Raw genomic sequence first — 21,139 nt, 5'->3', positions numbered from 1 at the left:
TCCATCGTCAGCGGATCGCCGTGGCCCGCCTACCCGCCCCAACCCGTCGGCGCACCATCGATGCTCGTGCTGTTCTTCTCGCGCCGGTATGCGGCCAGGCCTTCCGGTCCCTTGTGCGCCGCCCAGTCCGTGAGCTGCGACCGGTCCTCTTGGAAGCCGTAGCGCGGAATGCCGAACCCGCACGAGGTCTGCACGCTTTCGAGCTCCGTGATGATCAGCTGGCGCTCGCCATGCAGTTCAGGACCGAAGGAGGGTCGGAGCGCGTGCCATTCCTCATGTTGCGGCTGCACGGAACGCCCCACGCCGTAAAGGCGCACGATCATGGGTGGTCCGTCGAACGCGCAGAACAGGAAGGTGATGCGCCCGTTCTCGAGCAGGTGCGCGGCCGTTTCGTTGCCGCTGCCGGTAAGGTCCAGGTATCCCACGCGGGTGGGGGAGAGGATGCGGAAGGTGTCGAGGCCCTTGGGCGAAACGTTCATCCGTCCGTTGCCCGGCGCGGTACCGGTGAAGAAGATGCGCTGCTGTTGGATGAAGGTGGTGAGCCGTTCATCCAGCGCCGGAAGGAACTTGGCCATGGCCGAAGGTAACCGGCTGCCAACCCTCAGCGCCACGGATCGCGGAGTTGGGCATCTTTACCGCATGAGCCTTCACCCGACCTCCCGCGCAGCGATCCTGTCCTTCGCCTTCACCACCGCGCTTGCCGGCTTCGCCCAGCCCAAGGGGCTGCCCGTGATCAAGGCGGACAGCATGACCGTGGATGTGATCGAGAACGGGGTGGAGCACAAGGGCTTCTGGACCATCATGCCCGACGCGAAGCCCGATCCGTACTACACGGAGCAGCATGGTGCGCGCATCACCTTCCGCACCGACCGCGACAGCATCACCCTGGTCGTCGATAGCGCCAAAGCCCAGGACTTCATCATCCAGGTGGGCAGGCAGAGGGCGTGGACCCGCGTGCAGTACAGCCCCAGCTACCTCGAGATCCTGAGGAAGGCGGCGCGGTTCGATCCCGCCGACACGCGCACCACGCCTGCGTTCACGTTCCAGCCTATGGACGCCCCGGAGCTGATGGCCCTGCGCGAAGCGTTCAAGCTCGACAGCATCGCCGGGCAGGGCAACGAGCTGTCGCGCATGCTGGAGGTGATGCACTGGCTTCACGACCTGGTGCCGCACGACGGCCAGCACGAAAATCCCGTGGTGAAGAACGCGCTGAGCATGGTGGCCGAGTGCAAGCGCGATCACCGCGGGCTCAACTGCCGCGGGCTGTCCACCGTGCTCAACGAGTGCTACCTGGCGCTCGGCTTCAAGTCGCGCTTCCTCACCTGCCTGCCCCACGACAGCACCGACACCGAATGCCACGTGATCAACATGGTGTGGAGCAACGACCTGCGGAAGTGGGTGTGGCTCGACCCCACCCACGATGCGTACGTGATGGATGAGCACGGCGTGATGCTGGGTCCGTGGGAGGTGCGCGAACGGCTGATCGATGGGCGCCCCCTGATCCTGAACCCCGATGCCAATTGGAACCACCGCCAGAGCACCGTCCGCGAGGACTACCTGCACAGCTACATGGCCAAGAACCTGTACCGGTTCGAGTGCCCCGCACACAGCTGTTACGACACCGAGACGCGCGGCGCGGGCAAGCGGGTGGCCTACGTGGAGCTCTTGCCCTTGCACCACCACACGCAGAAGCCCGATGTGCTCACCCGGACCGTGGAGCAGGGCCATACGGTCATCACCCACCGCACCAACGATACCGCGCGGTTCTGGGCTGCTCCCTGAACCCTTTCAAATACCGTCGCTCCGGGCCATCTTTCGAACATGACGATCGCGACCTCCATTTTCCGAATGCAGTGGAGTGCCGTACGCAGGCATCCTTGGACGGCACTTGCCATCCTCTTGTGCGTGGCAGGTGTGCTGCACCTCGCAGTGCGTCACAATGAAGTGCCCAAGGCCATGGTCTATTTGGGTGCCATGCTCGCCTGTGTGTTCGTGGTGGACCTCTTCGCCGGCTGGTTCCCCACGGTCATGGAGTTTCCCGTGCGCAGACCCGGGCGTGAGGCGGCGTTCGTGGTCGGCATCGAACTGCTTGCATTGGTGCTGGCCGTGGTGCTCTTCGTGTTGTTCCCCATCAACAAGCTTCCGGTGGCATGGAAGATCGCCTCCCTCCCTGCCATGGCCATCATCTTTCCGATCGCCCTGCCGCTGGTGCTGCTGCTGTGGAAGTACAAGCCCAGGGAGCTGGGGCTGCGGTTCAACTCGATGTGCTGGGTGTTCCTCCCGGTGCTGCTGATCACCGCAGGGGCGGCTTATCTGGCCGATCCGGACGACTTCACGGTGGGCACGCTGCTGGCCTCCGAAGGCGTGCTCGGTGCCCTGGTCACTGGATTCATCACCGCCGGCCTTTCCGAGGAATTCGTGCGCATGGCGCTGCAGACACGCGTCGGTGCCTATTTACGGAACCCGCCCCTGGCTTGGCTCTTCGCTACACTGGTCTGGGCCTTCCTCCATTCGCCCAACTGGTACGCGAAGGGCGGCGACCTGTACGAAGCCCTGATGGGGGCGGTGCGCATCATTCCCCTGGGGCTCATGTGGGGCTACATCACGCACCGCACGAAGAGCCTGCTACCGGCCACGTTGGTGCACGGGATGAACGTGTGGGGCCTGCAGAACTTCTGAGACAGGTGGAGGCGACCGAGGATGAGGTTCATCAGATGGGCCCCGAGGTCGCGCCAGTGACCGTTCGTGAACGGCGATCCTGCACAACGGGTTCGACCGGGCCGATCGTCGGTCTGCCCGACACGTTCAGCGACAGGAGCCTAGGGCGCAAAGCCGCGTGGATCGCAGTCCGTTCCGGGTACGCAGGCAGGGATGCTCCCTGTCCAGGGTCCATGACCTTCGTTCAGCGTCGTCAGCGATCAGCACGAGCTTACGACCATCCTGCCGCCATTGACCACGCTGGTCCACCGGAAGCGCTGGGTCGGATCGGTCGACGAAGTGGAAGTGGCCATCCTGATCGATCGTCAGGGTGATGCTTGAAGGTCCGGACGTGCCATCGGTGCAACCGCACACACCATAGGTCCCGGTCTGGATGACAGGTGCCGGGCGCGGAGGCTCAGGCGCGGCCAAGGACCGGAGAAGGGTGACCGCGACCAGGGTGAGGGAGTGGAGCGGGCTCATGACGGTGGATCTGCATAACAGTCGTTCGTTGTGAAGAAAGGTAACACCGGTCGATCGCTGCTTCCCCGTCAGTGATCGTAGCTGATCACGCGGCTCACCTTGTAGCTTGTGCCTTCCTGACGCCAGATCATGATGTTCTTGAAGGTCCCGCACTCCTCCTTGCCGTTCTCCGTGTGGCAGAAGCGGTGTTGGCAGATCTCCAGCAGGCCGAAGTCGCCGAGCGGGTATACGTCCAGGGTGCCTGGCACGAGCTCGCGGCGCATGTCGGCGGTGGCGGGCTGGGTGAACAGGCGCACGAAGCCCGCCATGGTGCTGTCGTAGCCTGCCAGGCCGGTCTTGTCGTGGTAGAACTCCAGGTCGGATGTGAACCAAGTGCCCAGCGAGGCGGCATCGTGGGCGTTGAAGGCGGCGAAGAGGGCGCTGTCGAGGCCGGAGATAAGGGCGTGCGGAGGAGTGACCTGGGGGATGGCCGCGGTGCACACCCCGCTGACCAACAGGCATGAGGCGGGACGGATCATGGCCATAAAGGAAGTGCGCTTCATCGTGTACCACCCCGCTCTTCCCCGCCGATCGAACGCGCTTGCTCTACGATGAGCCATTCCAGCCCGGTTCCTGCTCATCCACCCAGGGTCGCCCAACCCCCGCGCCTGCCTAACTTCGTGCCCCTCAAGCGAAAGCGGGATGTTCGAGAACCTCAGTGACAAGCTCGAAAGAGCGTTCAAGGTCCTTAAGGGCCAGGGCCAGATCAGCGAGATCAACGTGGCGGAGACCGTGAAGGAGATCCGCCGGGCGCTGCTCGACGCCGACGTGAACTACAAGACCGCCAAGGACTTCACCGACCGCGTGAAGGCCAAGGCATTGGGCCAGAACGTGCTTACCGCGGTGAGTCCCGGCCAGTTGCTCACCAAGATCACGCACGACGAGCTGGCCGAGCTGATGGGCGGGCAGAGCGCCGGCATGAACATGGGCGGCAACCCCACGGTGGTGCTCATGAGCGGCCTGCAAGGCTCCGGCAAGACCACCTTCAGCGGCAAGCTGGCCAACCACATCCGCAAGAAGGGCAAGCGCCCGCTGTTGGTGGCCTGCGACGTGTACCGCCCTGCGGCCATCGACCAGCTGGAGACCCTGGGCAAGCAGCTCGACATCGCCGTGTACAGCGAACGGGCCAACAACGACCCGGTGGCCATCGCGCAGAACGCCATCGCCTACGCCAAGCAGCACGGCTTCACCGCCGTGATCGTGGACACCGCCGGTCGGCTGGCGGTGGACGAGGCCATGATGGACGAGATCACCCGGGTGAAGAAGGCCATCCAGCCGCAGGAGACGCTGTTCGTGGTGGACGCGATGACCGGCCAGGACGCCGTGAACACCGCGAAGGCCTTCAACGACCGCCTCAACATCGACGGTGTGGTGCTCACCAAGCTCGATGGCGATGCCCGCGGCGGTGCGGCCCTCAGCATCCGCAGCGTGGTCGACAAGCCGATCAAGTTCATCGGCACCGGCGAGAAGATGGAGGCGCTGGACGAGTTCCACCCCGACCGCATGGCCGGCCGCATCCTGGGCATGGGCGACGTGGTCTCGCTGGTGGAGAAGGCGCAGGAGCAATTCGACGAGAAGCAGGCCCGCGAGCTCAGCAAGAAGATCGCGAAGGATCAGTTCGGCTTCGACGACTTCCTGGAGCAGATCGGGCAGATCAAGAAGATGGGGAACATGAAGGACCTCATGGGCATGATCCCCGGCGTGGGCAAGGCGCTGAAGAACGTCGACATTCCTGACGATGCCTTCAAAGGCATCGAGGCGATCATCAAGAGCATGACGCCGGAGGAGCGCAAGAACCCGTCGGTGATCAACGGCAGTCGTCGCGCGCGCTTGGCCAAGGGCAGCGGTCGTGGCATCGAGGAGGTGAACAAGCTGATGAAGCAGTTCGAGGACATGCGGAAGATGATGAAGATGATGGGCGACAAGACGAAGATGAAGGCGATGATGCAGCAGATGCAGCAAATGCAGGGGATGAGGAGGTAGGGAATCAGAAGATCAGACAATGAGCGCAGCGCGGTTCATGGTCGGAGCAATTGTGGTGTGCTTGGCCGCGTGCTCACAGGAACAAGCTGACCCGCTGGATAAACGGATCGAGGGCGGAGTTGGGCCCGCTTGGTCGATTCGTGATACCATGCCCATACCTGCGCCTATCGGGATCGTGTTCGGTAGTTCGTTCGGCGAATGTTCCGGATACTGTTGGCATGAATTCACCCTGCACGAATGGGGAATTGTGGGTGTGCGAAAGGCTGGGCCCTTGGAGAACGCAGAAAAGCCCCAGCAGACCATATGGGCGCGAATCGAGCCTCAGATCATGAGCGCGCTTTTAGCAGAATTGGATACGATGGATCTTGGAGATCCCAATGAATCGATCGGATGCGGGGATTGCAAGGATGGGGGTGCCTGTTGGTTGGAGATCGACCGTCCAGGCAGAGCCAAGGTCCTGGGTTACGAATGCGTTGGTGGCGCAGGTTATCTGCGAGCGTTTGTAGTGCGCCTATGGAGGCTTGATCCATCTCCGCAGGAGAACGATCACAGCCTAGTCATGCCTGGGCTGCCGCGTTGGGAATGAGAATGATAACTGAACCGATGTGAGGAAGTGAACAAGCTGATCGCCCTTCGAGGAGACGCGGAAGATCACGGATGATGGGGGACAAGACGATGATAGGCGATGATCGCGGATCTTGGATGAGAAGGTAGGCCGCTCTCCACTGTAGCTTTGCTTCACAACAGCCCGCCCATGACCGCCGTGCAATTGAAGAGCCGCTTGATCGAACTGATCCAGAAGGAAGGGGACGAGAGCCTGCTGCAACTGGTGAGCAGATTGATGGAAAAGTCCACCAAGAAGGACAGCTTGCGCGCATTGATGACCGAGCGCACACTTCGTGGCGAGGAGGACATCGCGGCCGGTCGCACGCTCACGCATGAGCAGGCTGTCGCTCGCGTGAAAGCCCACATCCGCAAGCGGGCGTGAAGCTGGACTACGCGATCGAGGCCATCCAGAACCTGGAAGAGTCGCTGGATGTGACCTGCGAAGGCATGAGCTTGCAGAAACGCGAGGAGCTTGTGTCGAAGATCTTCAAGGAAGCAGAGCGCTTGATCAAGTACCCGCGTGCCGGGCAGATCGAGCCGTTGATGGAAGGGATGCGGTTCGAGTACCGCAGGCTTGTGGTCGGCAACTTCAAGATCATCTACCGGATCGATGGGGAGTGGATCCGGATCACGGACATCTTCGATGCTCGGCAGGATCCGAAGAGGATGCGCGGTTGAACGGCACCCTTGTTTGTACGTACAAATGTGCTATGTTTGCCGTGTAAACAGCATGGTCATGGACACCAAACTCACCCTCAGCTTCGATGCGGGCGTGGCCGATCGGGCCAAGGCCTTCGCCGAGGCGAACAACATCAGCCTCTCGCGGCTCATCGAGTTCATGCTGAGCAAGGTGACCGACAAGCGCTACCGCAGCCTGGATGAACTACCCGTAAGCGATTGGGTGAGCCAGGTGGCCGAGGGCGAAGCGACCTACGTGCGCAAGAACGCGGCGGATAGGGATGTGAAGAAGGATTACCTGGCGAGCCGTCGCCGGTCACGCTGAGCATGGTGTTGGTCTCATACGGAGGCACGGAGACACGGAGGGAATGCGCCCTCGCCCCAACCCCTCTCCCAAGGAGAGGAGCGCGCTCCGTGTCTCCGTGCCTCCGTGTGCGCCGCATTTTTCCTTGAGCGATGCCCCCCAAGCGCATCTTCCTCGACGCCAACGTGCTCGTCACCGTGCTCTGCAACGAGTACCCGCGCTTCGGCGCCTGTGCCCGCGTGCTGAGCCTGGCCGACGACAGGCGCTTCGCCGTGTACACATCGCCGCTATGCCTGGCCATCGGGGCCTACTTCGCCGAGAAGAAGAATGGGAAGAAGCTGGCGCGGAAGAAGATCGCGCTGCTGGCGGATAAACTGGAGGTCACCACCATGGGACCCACGTCTGTGGAGCGCGCCTTAGCTGATGCACGCATCACGGATATCGAGGATGGCTTCCAGTACTTCTCGGCCCTGGATGCCGGATGCTCGTGCATCGTGACCAACGACCGCCGGGACTGGGCCTTTGCCGGGATCGAGGTCCTGTCCCCGGAGGACTTCCTGCTGAAGCATGTGGTGGTGCGGAAGTAGCGCACCTTTGCCCCATGTCAGGTCCCACCGATCCGCTCGAACCGCTCAAGTACCCCATCGGTCGGTCCGTACGCGGCACCAAGGCCTCCACGTCAGAACGCCGAAAAGAACTGATCGCCCGCATCGAGCGGTTCCCGGCTGACCTGGAGGCCGCGCTGGATGGCCGGTCCGATGCGGACCTGGACACGCCCTACCGTCCTGGCGGATGGACCGTCCGCCAGCTCGTGCACCACATCGCCGACAGCCACGGCCAGAGCCTGCACCGGTTCAAGCTGGCCTTGACCGAGGAACGCCCGACCATCAAGCCGTACCTCGAGGCGCTCTGGGCCGAACAGGAGGATGCCCGCACCATGCCCCTTGAGCCCTCGCTGGCCATCATCCGCGGTTCACATGCCCGTTGGGCCGTGGTGATGCGGGCCATGTTCGATGCGGAGTGGGACCGGAGCTTCATCCATCCCGAGCAGCAGCGCGAGATCAGCCTGGCGGAGGCACTGGAGCTCTATGCCTGGCACTGCGCCCATCATCTGGCCCACATCACCCGTTCTCCGGTGCAAGCGGTCCGACCGGCCTGAACGGGAGGGTCGCCCGCTGGCCCAAAGGCGTTGGACGTCCGTGTTCCGGACCTGGTCGGATCCCCTCGTTCACAAGGGTGACGGGCGTGCAGGTGTTGCATTGGTAGCGGTGTTGAGCGCTCGTCGAGGTGCCCAGAGCGTTCGTCCATGCGGTAACCCCGTGTGTCGAACGAACGTACGAAGCGCGCCAACGACCCGCCATGCGTGTGCTCAGCATTCCCCTTCTCCTCGTCACTCTTTCCGTGGGCGCGCAGACCGGCCCCGGCGGGGTGGGTTCCAGCGCCAACAACGTGCTGTGGCTGCGGGCCGATGCCGGCGTCACCCACAGCAGCGGCGCGGTGAGCCAGTGGAACGACCAGAGCGGCAACACCAACCACGCCGTTCTGCCCGGCACCATTCCCACCGCCACGCCCACCTACGTCACCGGTTCGGTGAACGGCTACCCCTCCCTGGACTTCGACGGCAGCGATGACCAGCTGTGGGTGAGCGACCACAGCAGCATCGACCTCACGGCGTGGCACTTCTTCATCGTGGTGACCGCCGATCTGCTGAAGGACTACAACGCCTGGATGGTGAAGGGGAACGACTCCCAGGAGAACTATGAGATGCTGAGCTACGTGAACGGCAACATCCACACCCCGACCTACTACACCGACGCCACGCGCACCTTCCCCAGCTCGGCCGGAGGGCAGGTGACCACCACCAGCTTCGATGTGTTCGAGTACAGCTACAACACCTCCGTCGGACGGGATGTGTACAAGAACGCCGGCAGCATCATCACGGACAACGAGAGCAAGACCCCGCAAACGAACAACCACCCGCTCTTCATCGGCAGCGAGCGCAGCACCACCGGCCGGGAGGTGAACGGCGACATCGCCGAAGTGATCGCCTTCAACGCCCGGTTGAACGCCACCCAGCGGTTGATCGTGAACAACTACCTGGCGGCCAAGTACGCTCGCACCCTGACCACCGGCGACATCTACAACGAGGACGATGCCGGGGCGGGCAACTACGACCACGACGTCGCCGGGATCGGTCGCACCAACAGCACGGACCTCCACACGGCGGGCCGGGGCAGTGGCGTGGTGCTGATGAGCAAAGCAGCGCACAGCGGCCTTCAGGATAACGAGTTCCTGCTGTGGGGGCACGACGGCGGCGCTTTGGGCACTTGGGGGGTGGGCGACCTGCCCACGGGTGTGCAAGGCCGTTGGCAGCGCGTCTGGCGCGTGAGCGAGGTGGACGCCAGTGGCAGCGGTGTGAACGTGGGCGATGTGGACCTGAGCTTCGACCTGACCGGCCTGGGGGCCGTGACCGCTTCGCACCTGAGGCTGCTGGTGGACACCGACAACGATGGGTTGTTCGCCGATGAAACACCCATCAATGGTGCCATCAGTGATGGGGGCGGGATGTACCGCTTCGCCGGGGTGAGCGCCCTGCAGAACAACCGTCGGTTCACCCTGGGCACCACCAACATCATCAACACGCCTTTGCCAGTGGAACTGGTGCACTTCACCGCGGATCCCGCCGGTCCAGCGAGCGTGCGCCTGACCTGGGCCACCGCTTCGGAACAGAACAACGCCGGCTTCACGGTGGAACGCAGCACCGAATCGGAGGACTGGACCGCGGTGGCCCAGGTGGCCGGAGCGGGCGATGCGCAGACCACGCTCAGCTACGAGGCCCTCGACTCCCCGGCGCCACCGACCCAGCTGTACTACCGCCTGCGGCAGACCGATCTGGACGGCAGCAGCACGCTGAGCGCGGTGGTGCCCGTGGACCTGCGCGGTCAGCAGGATATCGTGCTGGTGCCGAACCCGACGGACGGTCCGGTGGACCTGATGCTGCCTCCGGGCAGCGCGCCCGTGCTGGCGCTGGACCTGGTGGACGGCAGCGGCCGCGTGCTGCGGTTGCCGGTGACGCCGAACGGTGCGGACCGATGGCGCTTCGATGCCACCGCACTGGCCCCCGGGGCCTATGTGCTGCGGGTGCACCAGGCCGGTGACGGACCGACCCGACAGCTGCGCCTGCTGCGCTGACCATACCCCACCATCGTTCCAACGCATCCTTCCATGCGCGCCCTGACCCTGCCGCTTCTCCTCGCCGCGCCGTTGCTCGCTGCCCAGACCGGCCCGGGCGGCGTGGGCGGAAGCGCCACCAATCCGCTCTGGTTGAGCGCCGACCGCGGCGTGTACAACAACGCCGGGACCACCCTCGCCAGCAACGGGGACAACGTCAGGCAGTGGAACGACCGTTCGGGCAATGGCCGGCATGCGGGTGAGACCGTTCTGGCCAATCGGCCCAACCTGGCCACCGCTGTCCTGAACGGGCTTCCGGTGGTGCGCTACACCGCCGCCAACAACGATCGGCTCGTCTCCACCGGCCTCTCCGCTGGCAACCAGGCCTCCGCCTGGGTGGTGACCCGGTTCACCTCGTTGCCTTCCCCCAATCCCGGCCTGCTGCAAGGCGCAGCGACCGGCAACGCGCTCGCAGGCTCTGCCGCGTTGAAGAACCTGGGCATGTGGGTGAGTTCCTCCAACACCCGGCCTTGGGGGCGTGGTATCCGTTCCGACGGCACCCTGTTGGAGATCTCCCAGACCACGAACACCTCGGCCGGGACCTTCTACATCATCAACAACAACTACGGCGCCAGCCTGATCCAGCAGTACATCAACAACAACGCGGCCGGCTCGGTGGCCACCGACGGGACCCTGCGTTCATGGACCGACATGTGCGTGGGCATGCAGGCCGGTAGCGAAGGATGGAACGGCGACATCGCCGAGGTGATCGTCTTCAACACCGCGCTGAACGCCACCCAACGGCTCGTGGTGGCCAACTACCTGGCCGCCAAGTATGGGCTCACGCTAGGCACGGGCGACCTCTACACACAGGACAACCCGGGTGCCGGCAACTTTGACCATGATGTGGCCGGCATCGGCCGCACCAACAGCGGTGATCTGCACACGGCCGCACGCGGCAGTGGCATCGTGCTCATCGACAAGGCGGCCCATTCAGGACTTCAGGACAACGAGTTCATGCTGTGGGGCCATGATGGCGGTGCCCTCGGCACCTGGGGTGTGGGCGACCTGCCCACGGGTGTGCAAGGCCGCTGGCAGCGCGTGTGGCGCGTGAGCGAAGTGGACGCCAGTGGCAGCGCGGTGAACGTAGGCAGCGTGGACATGAGCTTCGACCTCAGCGCGCTCGGCACGGTGACCGCGGCCGACCTGGTGCTGCTCGTCGATACCGACGGCGACGGGCTCTTCAATGACGAGACCCCCATCACCGGTGCATCGAGCGTGGGGGGCGGTATCTACCGGTTCAGCAACGTGAGCGCCCTGCAGAACGGCAGGCGGTTCACCCTGGGCACCACCAACCTCTCCAGCACCCCGCTGCCCGTGGAGCTGGTGCACTTCACCGCGGATCCCGCCGGCCCCGCGAGCGTGCGCCTGACCTGGGCCACCGCTTCGGAACAGAACAACGCCGGCTTCACGGTGGAACGCAGCACCGAATCGGAGGACTGGACCGCTGTGGCCCAGGTGGCCGGGGCGGGCGACGCGCAGACCACGCTCAGCTACGAGGCCCTCGACTCCCCGGCGCCACCGACCCAGCTGTACTACCGCCTGCGGCAGACCGATCTGGACGGCAGCAGCACGCTGAGCGCGGTGGTGCCCGTGGACCTGCGCGGTCAGCAGGATATCGTGCTGGTGCCGAACCCGACGGACGGCCCGGTGGACCTGATGCTGCCTCCGGGCAGCGCGCCCGTGCTGGCGCTGGACCTGGTGGACGGCAGCGGCCGCGTGCTGCGGTTGCCGGCGACGCCGAACGGTGCGGACCGATGGCGCTTCGATGCCACCGCCCTGGCCCCCGGGGCCTATGTGCTGCGGGTGCACCAGGCCGGTGACGGTCCGACCCGGCCGCTGCGCCTGCTTCGATAGCGCCACCCCGACCGGCCCGCGCGTTCCGGCGAACAGCCCGGATCTCGTACCCTTGTGGCATGTCGGAGGTGGTGGCCTATCAGTTGCTCGACGGCCGCAGGTGCAGCGAGGCCCTGCGCGCTCGCATCGCTGAAGAAGCCGCGGCCGTCAAGGCGGGGCGAGGTCGACCACCCCACTTGGCCGCCGTGCTGGTGGGCCAGGATGGCGCCAGCCGCACCTATGTGGAGAGCAAGGTGAAGGCCTGCGAGGAGGTGGGATTCCGCAGCACGCTCATCGCGCTGCCCGAGATCATCACCGAGGAGGACCTGCTCCACCGTGTGAAGCAGCTCAACAAAGACAAGGAGCTCGATGGCTTCATCGTGCAGCTGCCCCTTCCCGCCCACATCGACGCGGATAAGGTGACCCTGGCCATCGACCCGGACAAGGATGTCGACGGCTTCCACCCGGAGAACCTCGGCCGCATGGTGCTGAGCCAGCCGGGCTTCCTGCCGGCCACCCCGAGCGGGATCGTGGAACTCCTGCGCCACTACCACATCGAGACGGCAGGACGCCATTGCGTGGTCATCGGCCGCAGCCACATCGTGGGCACACCCATGAGCATCCTCATGAGCCGCAACGCTTATCCGGGCAACTGCACCGTCACCCTGGCCCACAGCCGCACCAAGGACCTTGCCTCCATCACCCGTCAGGCCGACATCCTCATCGTCGCCATCGGCAAGCCCGAGTTCGTCACGGCGGACATGGTGAAGGAGGGCGCCATCGTGGTGGACGTCGGCATCCACCGCATCCCCGACGCCACCCGGAAGAACGGCTTCCGCCTTGTGGGTGATGTGGACTTCGAAGCGGTGGCGCCGCGCTGCTCGTGGATCGCCCCGGTGCCCGGTGGAGTGGGCCCCATGACCATCACCAGCCTGCTGCTGAACACGCTGAAGGCCTGCTGATCCCTTGTCGGGATCGTGCGCTGCACCGACCTTCGGCCATGCGCTCCTTCCTCCGCAGCGGCCTGCCGCTGGTTTTCGCCCTGCTGACCGGCCCGCTGGCCGCTCAAAGTCATCTGAAACCCCTGCGCACCCATGACCCGGACCTGCCGGCTTGGGCCCGCCTGATGTACGCTCCTGGCGCTGACATGCGTGCCGTGGTGGCCGCCTATGAGGACTGGTACGCCGTGCATCCCTTCGAGAAGACGGTGCACACCCAGTACTTCAAACGTTGGGTGAGCGCCGGACAAGCGCAGTTGGCCGCCGATGGAAGGGTGGAGCATGTGTCACCCGTTGAACGCGCCGAGCGCACTGCACGGATCCAGGCCGAGCGCGGTGGTGCCAAAGGCGCCGGATGGTCCTTCGTGGGCCCGGAGGTGCACTACAAGGCCGATGGCAGCCTGGTGCCGCTCAGCGAGCAGGCCAACGTGTACTGCCACGATCGCAGCCTCTCCGATCCGGACATCCTGTTCTGCGGCACCGAATCCGGCGGCCTGTACAAGACCGTGGACCAGGGTCAGACCTGGACCCATGTGAGCCCCGACCTGCTCGTGGGTGCGGTGAGCGCCGTGCGCATCCATCCCACCGACCCGGACCTCGTGCTGATGAGCGCGGCGGATGAGCTGTGGCGCAGCGTGGACGGCGGCGGCACCTGGGCCGTGATCGGCCAGCCCGCCTTCACCGCCCTGAACATCAGTGCCTGGGAGATCGCCTTCGACCCGAGCGACCCGCAGACCGTGCTCGCCGCCTGCAACCTGGGCCTCTATCACAGCACCGACGGCGGCGACACCTGGAACGAAGTGCTGCCGAACGAGTGCATGACCATCCTGCACAAGCCGTTCGACCCGTCCACCTGGTACACCCTGCATTTCGAGCCGGCCCTCAACCTCGTGCGCTTCCACCGCAGCACCGATCACGGAGCCACCTGGACCCTGTACGACCAGGGCTGGTTCACCCCGCCGCCGGGGGAGGAGGGGCTCTATGCCATCGAGGGGGGTAAGCTCACCGTGTCCGAGGACGATCCCCAGCGCATCTACGCGCTGCTCGTGGGCTACCAGGAGCCGGGCGCATCCATCGTCACCAACGGGTTCGTGGGCCTGTGGCGCAGCGATGACGGCGGCACGTCGTGGACCCATCCGCACGGGCTGGTGGGCGCGCCCTACACCGCGCAGCATCCGAACCTGATGAACTTCGTGGGCGACGACGGTGACTACACCCAGATCCACTACAACACCACGCTGGTGGCCAGCCATCTGGACGCGGACCGGGTGCTGATCGGCGGGCTGAGCCTCTGGCAGAGCGATGACGGTGGCGCCACCTACTTCGCCAAGGCGGGCTATGTGGGCTATGTGCCCGACGTGCATGTGGACATGCAGGAGATCCGCATCTACCGCACCGGTCCGGCGAGCGAGGAGGTCTGGCTGAGCAACGATGGTGGCATCCACCACAGCACGGACCTGATGGAGACCCACCAGAGCCGATGCCGCGGCATCCGTGCCGGGAACCTCTGGGGCTTCGATCAGGGCTGGAACGACGATGTGCTCGTGGGCGGCCGCTACCACAACGGCAACATGGGCCACTACGAAGGCTATCCCGACGGGGAGTTCCTGGCGATCGGCGGGGCCGAGTCGGCCACGGGCTACGCCAACTACAGCAACGAGCGCAAGGTGTACCACAGCGACATCGGCGGACGGGTGCTGCCCACCGCGCTCACAGGCACGCCCCAGTCCTTCGGGGTGTCCTTGTGGCCCAACGAGAGCTACTTCGTCAACAACAGCTCCCGCATCCTCTTCGACCACCGCTACTTCAATGTGGCCTGGATGGGCCGCGAGAACAAGCTCTACCGGAGTGACAACGCGGGCGGCAGCTGGGCGGAAGTGCATGCGTTCGGTCCCAGCACCGGCAACCAGGTGCTCTGGATCGAGCAGGGCTATGCCGACCCGCAGGTCTTCGTCGTCCACCAGGAACTCGGCAACACCAGTCGTCTTTGGCGAAGCGCCGATGGCGGGGCCTCCTGGGCCCAGCTCACCCTGCCCCAGAACCAACGCGAGCTCTACTTCACGCTCAGCGGCGAAGACGCCCAAACGCTGTGGATCGGCTACACCAACGGGTCCAACGGCAACAAGGTGTACCGCAGCACCGACGGTGGTGCCACCTGGACGAACCTCACCACGTCCACGCTGGACGGCCGCCGCATCTGGGGCATGGCCGCACAGTTCGGTACCGATGGCGGTGTGTACCTGGCCCTGCTGAACGGCAGCGTGTACTACCGCAACACCGCCATGCCCGATTGGGCCCCGTGGGGCGACGGGCTACCGGTAAGCACCGAACCCCTGCGCATCGTGCCCTTCTACAAGGGCGGCGTGGTGCGCCTGGCCACCTGGAACCTGGCCGTGTGGGAGCGCCCGCTCTTCGAGCCCAGTGCTCTGATCGCCGACTTCGCCGCCGCCTTCGGCACCTTCTATTGCCCGGGTGACAGCGTGCCCTTCGTGGACCACAGCGTGGCCGGTCCGGGCGCCACGTACGCCTGGAGCTTCCCAGGCGCCATCCCCGCCACCAGCACGGACAAGTACCCCGTGGTCGTGTACGCCGCGCCCGGGACCTACGACGTCACCCTCACCGTGACCGAGAACGGCGTGAGCGATACCCGGACCCGCACGGCCGTGGTGGGCAGTGTCGGCGGCACCACCGCCCCGGTCGTCGAAGGCTTCGAATCCGGGGCCTTCCGTCCGGACTGGACCTTCCGTTCCGAGGCCGGGACCACCTCCGCCTGGGCCATCACCGACCAGGCCGGCGGTTTCGGCGGCAGCGCCCGGAGCATGTGGTTCAACAACTACGACGTGGACCTGGGCGGCGCAAGCGAGGAGGTGTGGACCGGCAAGCTCGACCTCACCGGGGCGCAGGGGACCTACGTGGCCTTCGATGTGGCCTATTCGCGGTACGGCGGTCAGTACAGCGACACCCTCGGTGTGCTCGCCAGCACCGATTGCGGCCTCACCTGGGACCTGCTGTACCTGGAAGGCGGGGATGCTCTGGCCACGGCGCCCTCCCTGCAGGATCCCTTCGTGCCCAGCGCCACACAATGGCGCAGGGACAGCATCAGCCTCGCGGCGTACGACGGACAGCCCGAGCTGATCGTGGCCTTCCAGGACCGCGGCCACTGGGGCAACAACCTGTACATCGACAACATCAACCTCTCCGCCCAGCTCTTCGCCGGGGTCGATGAACACGCATCGTGGACCTTCACCGTGTTCCCCAATCCGACCCAGGACGAGGTCTGGTTGCAGCCTTCTGGCGCGTGGTCCGGGGAGATGCGGTTGCAGGTGGTCGATCCATCCGGACGCAGCATCCGTGACGAACGCCGCACCCTCACTGACGGTCGCGCCGAGCGCCTCGACCTTTCCGGGGTGGCTGTCGGTCGTTACGCGGTGGTGCTGACAGGCACGTCCGGACGGGCGATGCGCCCCCTGGTGGTCCGGTAGACCGGCATATGGCGGATCAACCGACCTGAAGAGAGCTTCGAAGTGCCGCCATCTTCAAGGCGGCCACCGCTCCGTCCACGCCCTTGTTGCCGTGGCGACCGCCGCTGCGGTCGCGTGCCTGCTGCAGGTCGTCGTCCGTCAGCACGCAGAAGATCACCGGCACACCGGTGCGCAGGTTCACGTCCATGATGCCCTGCGCGGTGGCCTGGCACACATACTCGAAATGCGGGGTCTCGCCGCGCACGATGCTGCCGATGGCGATCACCGCATCGGGGGTATGCGCCTCGATCGCCAGCTGCGAGGCCAGCGCTAGCTCGTAGCTGCCGGGCACCCAGTGCTCGATCACCTCCGCGGGATCGGTTCCATGGACGAGCAGGGTCTGCCGTGCACCCTGCCGCAGGGCCTCGGTGATCTCCCGGTTCCACTCGCTCACCACCAGCACGAAACGACGACCGGCGCCCGTGGGGACGCCGGCAGGGTCGTAGGTGCTCAAGTGATGCTGCGCGGTGGCCATGCTCAGCCGGCCATGGCCTCGGCGCGGGCCGCGTACTTCTTGGCCGTGTTCGCGTCCGGATTGGCGGGGAAGTCGTTCGCCACCCGGCGGAAGGCCTTGGCGGCCTTCTTCCAGTCACCGGCCTGTTGGTACAGGATACCGGCCTTCATCAGGTACATCGGCGTGGTGAAGTCGTTCGTGGTGATGGACGCGGCCTTCTCGAACTGCTTCATCGCATCCTGTTCCCGGCCCAGCTCCACGTAGGCATCGCCGATGCCGCCCGCGGCCATCGCCTTCAGCACCACATCCTCCACATCGGCATCTTCGTAGTAGGACACGGCGGTCTCGTACTCACCCTTCTGCAGGTAGCAGGTGCCCAGGTAGAACCGGGCCAGGTCGCCGGCCGGCGTGTTGCCATACTCATCGGCGATGTACTGGAACCCGAAGTAGTTGCCGTCGCCGTTGATGGCCTTGTCCAGCGAATCGATCTCGAAGTAGTACTGCGCCTTCCAGATCAGGTCGTTGGCTTCCTTGGCACGCGGCTCGGCATAAAGCTTCCGATAGCCGAGCAGGCCGCCCACCACCACCAGCAGCCCCAACACCCCGTAGGTGACGGCCTGCTTGTTCTTCTCCAGGAAAAGCTCCGCACGGGAGTAAGCCTGGCCCAGGTCGATGTCGGCCTGTTCCTGCTCCGGTTTCGTGGTCTTGGTGGACCTGATGGGTCGGACAAAAGCGGCGCGAAGATAAGGTTCCCGACGGAAGTGGGGCATCACACCCCGGCCGGTGCCGTCCAGCCGGCCCGGAGCTACCTTTGGGCCTCTTCATGAAGGTCCGTTTCCGACGGTTGGCCGTCTTCCAGTTCCGCAACCACGCCGAGGCGGAGCTGCAGCTCGGCCCGGAGATCAACTGCTTCGTGGGTCCCAACGGCACGGGAAAGACCAACCTGCTCGATGCGGTGCACTACCTGGCCCTGTGCAAGAGCTATTTCGACGCCACCGACGTGCACGCCGTGCGCCATGGCGAGGAGCAGTTCCTGCTGAAGGGCGTACTTGACGAACCCGATGGCGACGTGGAGCTGGCCTGCAGCGTGCGCCGGGAGCACAAGAAGGTGTTCAAGCGCGACCGCAAGGAGTACGAGCGGCTCAGCGACCACATCGGGCGGTGGCCGGCGGTGATGATCACCCCCTACGACGGCCAGCTCATCCTCGAGGGCAGCGAGGTGCGCCGCCGCTTCGTGGACGGGCTCATCGCCCAGTTCGATCGCGCCTACCTCGACGCCCTGATGCGGTACAACCGCGCCCTCAAGCACCGCAACGTGCTGCTGAAGCGCTTCGCCGAGCAGGGGGGGGGCTCGCCCGCCACCTTGGAACCCTGGGACGAGCAGTTGTCCGTGCATGCGGGCACCGTGCATCGAGGTCGCCGCGCCTTCCTGGCCGAGCTCGCCCCGCTGGCGTTGGAGCATTACCAGGGCATCAGCTCGGGGCCGGAGACCGTCGGGCTCGAATACCGATCGCCCTTGGACGACGAGCCCATGGATGCGCTGCTGCGCACCCATTGGGACCGCGACCGCAGCGCGCAGTACACCACCACCGGCGTGCACAAGGACGATCTGCACTTCCTCCTTGATGGTCAGCCGCTGAAACGTTTCGGCTCCCAAGGCCAGCAGAAGACCTTTCTGATCGCCCTGAAGCTGGCCCAGTTCGACCTCACCACCGCGCGCACGGGCCGCAAACCGGTGCTTATGCTGGACGACATCTTCGACAAGATCGACCCCCAGCGCATGCGCCATCTGCTGCGCCTGCTTGGCGGTGGGCGCTTCGGGCAGGTCCTCATCACCGACACCGATGCCGGGCGCCTGCACCAGGCACTCGACGGCCTCCCGCACGACGTGCGGTTCTTCCACCTCGACCATGCGCAGACCATCCGGATGGAGGCCGTCGAACGAGCGGAAGCTCGGTGACGCCCTCGGAGACATGATCAATGCCTACGGCCTTCGTGAGAAGCTCGATGAGCTCGACATCGCCAGCTGGTGGGACGAGGTCGCCGGCGGGCCCATTGCCCGGCACACCACGGCGGTGACCCTGCGTCGCGGCCACCTGCATGTGCGCGTGGACAACGCCCCTCTCCGCCAGGAGCTGGGCTACATGAAGGACCGGCTCGCCGAACTGCTCAATGAACGCAGCGGACGCGTGGTGGTCCGCTCGGTCACCATCGGCTGAGCGGTGCTCAGTACTGCTCGCGGCTGCTGAAGAAGTAGTGCCCTTCGATCAGCGCGTTCGCGTCGCTGTCGCTGCCGTGCACCGCGTTCTTCGCCTTGCTCTCGGCGAACCGCTTGCGGATGGTGCCCTCTTCGGCCTGCGCCGGGTCCGTGGCACCGATGAGCTTGCGGTAGGCCTCCACCGCGTTGTCCTTCTCCAGGATCGCCGCCATGATGGGGCCGCTGGCCATGTAGTCCACCAGTTCGCCGTAGAACGGTCGCTCCTTGTGCACCTCGTAGAAGGTGCCCGCCTCGGCGGCGGAAAGGCGCGTGTACTTCAGCGCAACGATGCGGAAGCCGTTGGAGATGATCATGTCGATGATCTTGCCAGTATGCCCGGCCGCAACGGCCTCTGGCTTGATCATCGTGAACGTGCGGTTGCCTGCCATGTGGGGTGTTGTTGAAAAAGCGGCGCAAAAATAGGCGGTCCGTCCCAACCCCGCGCCATCGGGAACATCCTTCCTTCGTGCGACGTATCACGGCCGTCGCTCCGGGCCCTGCCGGCGCCTCATCTCCTCGATCCATGTCCCCACGAACCATCCCCGTTTCCCTGCTCGTCGCGGCGCTGTGCGCTTGCGGTGGGTCCGGTGAAGAGCGGCCGCCCGCTTCAGACAAGCTCATCATCGGCGACAGCTCCGCCACGGCGCCCGCTCCTGCGTCGCTCTACCAGATGCCCACCCCAAACGAGCTGTTCGCCATCGTGAGGCAGATGGCCGGTGAGGGGCAGAAGCGCATGATGAACCCCACCACCAGCGCGGACCGTTATGCGACGCTCGGTGGCCGGGCGTTCAACTTCGGTGTGTACTGCACCGACCTGATCTATGCGAGCTATTTCGACCTGAACGTCGAGGTGGTGCGCTACTACCTCACTGTGAAGAAGCTGGGCGAGCAGCTCGGCCTCAGCGCAGCCTTCAGCGAGGCGGACTTCGTGCGCCTGGAACGGAACCTCAGCAAGGGCGACAGCCTGGAGATCATCAGCAACGAAGCCTATTACAAGGCTTACGAGAAACTGCAGGAGGAGGAGATGGGGCCCACCCTCGCCCTGGTCCTTGCCGGCGGATGGGTGGAGAGCCTGCATCTGGTCATGAAGCAGGTGGAGTCCTTTGACCCGGCCGATCCTCTCGTGAAGCGCGTCGGTGAACAGAAGTTCAGCCTGGAGCACCTCATTGAGATGATGGACGCCTACAGCGCCGACCCCCATGTGGCGCCCATCCGGGAACGGATGATCGCTCTGCGTGATATCTATGACCGGATGCAGGTGCAACGCACCACCCATGCCGGCAAGTCCAGTTCCGGCCGCATGGTGCTGGGCGACGACCTCAACGTGCAGCTCTCCGCCGAGCGCTATGGTGAACTGCAGGCCGCCGTGGAAGCGCTCCGCGCCGAGCTCGTCAGCCCCGAAGGACAGGTCCCTGCACAACCCAACGCCTGATGGTCATGCCGCCCTTGAAGAACCTTCTGACGGCCTCGGCCCTGATGGCCGCGACCATCGTGAACGCCCAGTACAACTGCGGCGACTATCACAAGTTCAACTGCGAGCGCTCCACCGATGTCCGGTTCTCGCTGAACGGCCAGAGCAAGAGCGCAAGCGTCCAGGTGGGACGTCCTACCGAGCTCAATATCATCGTCTACGGCGGTCAGGACTATCGGATCTCGTTCTGTTACGATGAGAAGATCATCGGCGACCATGTGGTGGCGCGCCTGGTCGAGAAGGTGCGCGTGCCGCGCGAACAGGACGTGGAGGTGGTGGAGAAGGAGGAGCTGCGCGATGGCAACGGGCAGCCCACCGGCCAGTTCAAGGACGTGAAGCGCATGGTGCGCAAGACCGTGTTCGAGGATGAGCGCAAGGTGCTGTGGGATAACACCGATCATGAGCTGGCCCAGGAAGTGGAGTTCTCCGCGGCCACCACCAAGCGGCTTGTGGTCGAGGTGATGGCCCCCGGTGCCGCTGAGCAGAAGGGGCGCGCCAAAGGTCTCGACATCGGCTGCGTGGGCATCCTCATCGAACACATGCCCACGCCCAACCTGGGTTTCTGAGCCGCTAGGCCGGGC

General features: G+C 65.1%; 21 protein-coding genes. 16 read left to right on the top strand and 5 right to left on the bottom strand.

All coding sequences use genetic code 11. The features are described 5' to 3' along the window. Window positions 1-29 precede the first annotated feature (29 nt). Window positions 30-575, bottom strand: coding sequence for a pyridoxamine 5'-phosphate oxidase family protein (locus tag IPJ87_06970; protein ID MBK7941602.1), 546 nt, complete (start codon window positions 573-575; stop codon window positions 30-32). 64 nt (window positions 576-639) lie between these two features. On the opposite strand from IPJ87_06970, the gene IPJ87_06965 reads away from it, so the two are divergent. After that, entirely contained in the window at window positions 640-1,782 is a 1,143-nt protein-coding gene (locus tag IPJ87_06965) for a transglutaminase domain-containing protein (GenBank protein ID MBK7941601.1), read from the top strand. Between the two features lie 123 nt (window positions 1,783-1,905). Then, window positions 1,906-2,679, top strand: a complete 774-nt coding sequence (locus IPJ87_06960; GenBank protein MBK7941600.1) for a CPBP family intramembrane metalloprotease — start codon at window positions 1,906-1,908, stop codon at window positions 2,677-2,679. A gap of 569 nt (window positions 2,680-3,248) precedes the next feature. Here IPJ87_06960 and IPJ87_06955 read toward each other — a convergent pair. Further along, window positions 3,249-3,698 (bottom strand): nuclear transport factor 2 family protein, encoded by a 450-nt coding sequence (locus IPJ87_06955; protein ID MBK7941599.1) that lies wholly within the window; start codon window positions 3,696-3,698, stop codon window positions 3,249-3,251. A gap of 163 nt (window positions 3,699-3,861) precedes the next feature. Between IPJ87_06955 and ffh the strand changes: the two genes are divergently transcribed. The 10 genes from ffh (at window position 3,862) to IPJ87_06905 (ending at window position 16,337) form a co-directional block, all read left to right on the top strand. After that, entirely contained in the window at window positions 3,862-5,202 is a 1,341-nt protein-coding gene (gene ffh / locus IPJ87_06950; GenBank protein ID MBK7941598.1) for a signal recognition particle protein, read from the top strand. Window positions 5,203-5,956: 754 nt separating this feature from the next. Beyond that, window positions 5,957-6,190 carry a hypothetical protein gene (locus tag IPJ87_06945; protein MBK7941597.1) on the top strand — a complete coding sequence of 78 codons (234 nt, stop codon included), beginning with the start codon at window positions 5,957-5,959 and terminating at the stop codon, window positions 6,188-6,190. Continuing rightward, window positions 6,187-6,486, top strand: coding sequence for a type II toxin-antitoxin system RelE/ParE family toxin (locus tag IPJ87_06940; protein MBK7941596.1), 300 nt, complete (start codon window positions 6,187-6,189; stop codon window positions 6,484-6,486). The genes IPJ87_06945 and IPJ87_06940 overlap by 4 nt, the downstream gene beginning before the upstream one ends. A gap of 58 nt (window positions 6,487-6,544) precedes the next feature. Further along, entirely contained in the window at window positions 6,545-6,811 is a 267-nt protein-coding gene (locus tag IPJ87_06935; GenBank protein MBK7941595.1) for a hypothetical protein, read from the top strand. A gap of 131 nt (window positions 6,812-6,942) precedes the next feature. After that, on the top strand, window positions 6,943-7,377 hold the full coding sequence (locus IPJ87_06930; GenBank protein MBK7941594.1) for a PIN domain-containing protein: 435 nt from the start codon (window positions 6,943-6,945) through the stop codon (window positions 7,375-7,377). Between the two features lie 14 nt (window positions 7,378-7,391). After that, window positions 7,392-7,949, top strand: a complete 558-nt coding sequence (locus tag IPJ87_06925) for a putative metal-dependent hydrolase (GenBank protein MBK7941593.1) — start codon at window positions 7,392-7,394, stop codon at window positions 7,947-7,949. A 200-nt stretch (window positions 7,950-8,149) separates the two neighbouring features. Further along, the gene (locus IPJ87_06920) at window positions 8,150-9,982 is read left to right on the top strand and encodes a hypothetical protein (GenBank protein MBK7941592.1); all 1,833 of its coding nucleotides are present in this window, start codon (window positions 8,150-8,152) and stop codon (window positions 9,980-9,982) included. 33 nt (window positions 9,983-10,015) lie between these two features. Next, entirely contained in the window at window positions 10,016-11,878 is a 1,863-nt protein-coding gene (locus IPJ87_06915; protein MBK7941591.1) for a hypothetical protein, read from the top strand. A 59-nt stretch (window positions 11,879-11,937) separates the two neighbouring features. Next, complete coding sequence (folD, locus tag IPJ87_06910; protein ID MBK7941590.1) at window positions 11,938-12,819, top strand: bifunctional methylenetetrahydrofolate dehydrogenase/methenyltetrahydrofolate cyclohydrolase FolD; 882 nt, start codon at window positions 11,938-11,940, stop codon at window positions 12,817-12,819. 38 nt (window positions 12,820-12,857) lie between these two features. Then, window positions 12,858-16,337 (top strand): PKD domain-containing protein, encoded by a 3,480-nt coding sequence (locus IPJ87_06905; GenBank protein ID MBK7941589.1) that lies wholly within the window; start codon window positions 12,858-12,860, stop codon window positions 16,335-16,337. Window positions 16,338-16,353: 16 nt separating this feature from the next. Here IPJ87_06905 and IPJ87_06900 read toward each other — a convergent pair whose 3' ends face one another. Further along, window positions 16,354-16,851, bottom strand: a complete 498-nt coding sequence (locus tag IPJ87_06900; protein ID MBK7941588.1) for a 6,7-dimethyl-8-ribityllumazine synthase — start codon at window positions 16,849-16,851, stop codon at window positions 16,354-16,356. A 2-nt stretch (window positions 16,852-16,853) separates the two neighbouring features. Continuing rightward, window positions 16,854-17,600 (bottom strand): tetratricopeptide repeat protein, encoded by a 747-nt coding sequence (locus tag IPJ87_06895; GenBank protein ID MBK7941587.1) that lies wholly within the window; start codon window positions 17,598-17,600, stop codon window positions 16,854-16,856. A gap of 53 nt (window positions 17,601-17,653) precedes the next feature. Here IPJ87_06895 and IPJ87_06890 point away from each other — a divergent pair, with 53 nt between their 5' ends. Then, window positions 17,654-18,790, top strand: coding sequence for a DNA replication/repair protein RecF (locus IPJ87_06890; GenBank protein MBK7941586.1), 1,137 nt, complete (start codon window positions 17,654-17,656; stop codon window positions 18,788-18,790). Between the two features lie 13 nt (window positions 18,791-18,803). Further along, window positions 18,804-19,049: a DUF721 domain-containing protein gene (locus tag IPJ87_06885; protein MBK7941585.1), complete on the top strand. Its 246-nt coding sequence runs from the start codon at window positions 18,804-18,806 to the stop codon at window positions 19,047-19,049. A 7-nt stretch (window positions 19,050-19,056) separates the two neighbouring features. On the opposite strand, the gene IPJ87_06880 is transcribed toward IPJ87_06885, so the two are convergent. Then, on the bottom strand, window positions 19,057-19,476 hold the full coding sequence (locus tag IPJ87_06880; GenBank protein ID MBK7941584.1) for a nucleoside-diphosphate kinase: 420 nt from the start codon (window positions 19,474-19,476) through the stop codon (window positions 19,057-19,059). Between the two features lie 134 nt (window positions 19,477-19,610). On the opposite strand from IPJ87_06880, the gene IPJ87_06875 reads away from it, so the two are divergent. Together IPJ87_06875 and IPJ87_06870 are read left to right on the top strand one after the other, a co-directional pair. Beyond that, complete coding sequence (locus IPJ87_06875) at window positions 19,611-20,519, top strand: hypothetical protein (protein MBK7941583.1); 909 nt, start codon at window positions 19,611-19,613, stop codon at window positions 20,517-20,519. Between the two features lie 14 nt (window positions 20,520-20,533). Then, a complete protein-coding gene (locus tag IPJ87_06870) occupies window positions 20,534-21,124 on the top strand; it encodes a hypothetical protein (GenBank protein MBK7941582.1) in 591 nt (196 codons plus the stop codon). Window positions 21,125-21,139 lie beyond the last annotated feature (15 nt).

Source organism: Flavobacteriales bacterium, assembly GCA_016713875.1.
In the GTDB taxonomy this organism is placed as follows: Bacteria; Bacteroidota; Bacteroidia; order Flavobacteriales_F; family PHOS-HE28; genus PHOS-HE28.
The sequence above is the reverse complement of the archived record's forward strand: the minus strand, read 5'-3'. Positions and strand labels throughout refer to the sequence as shown.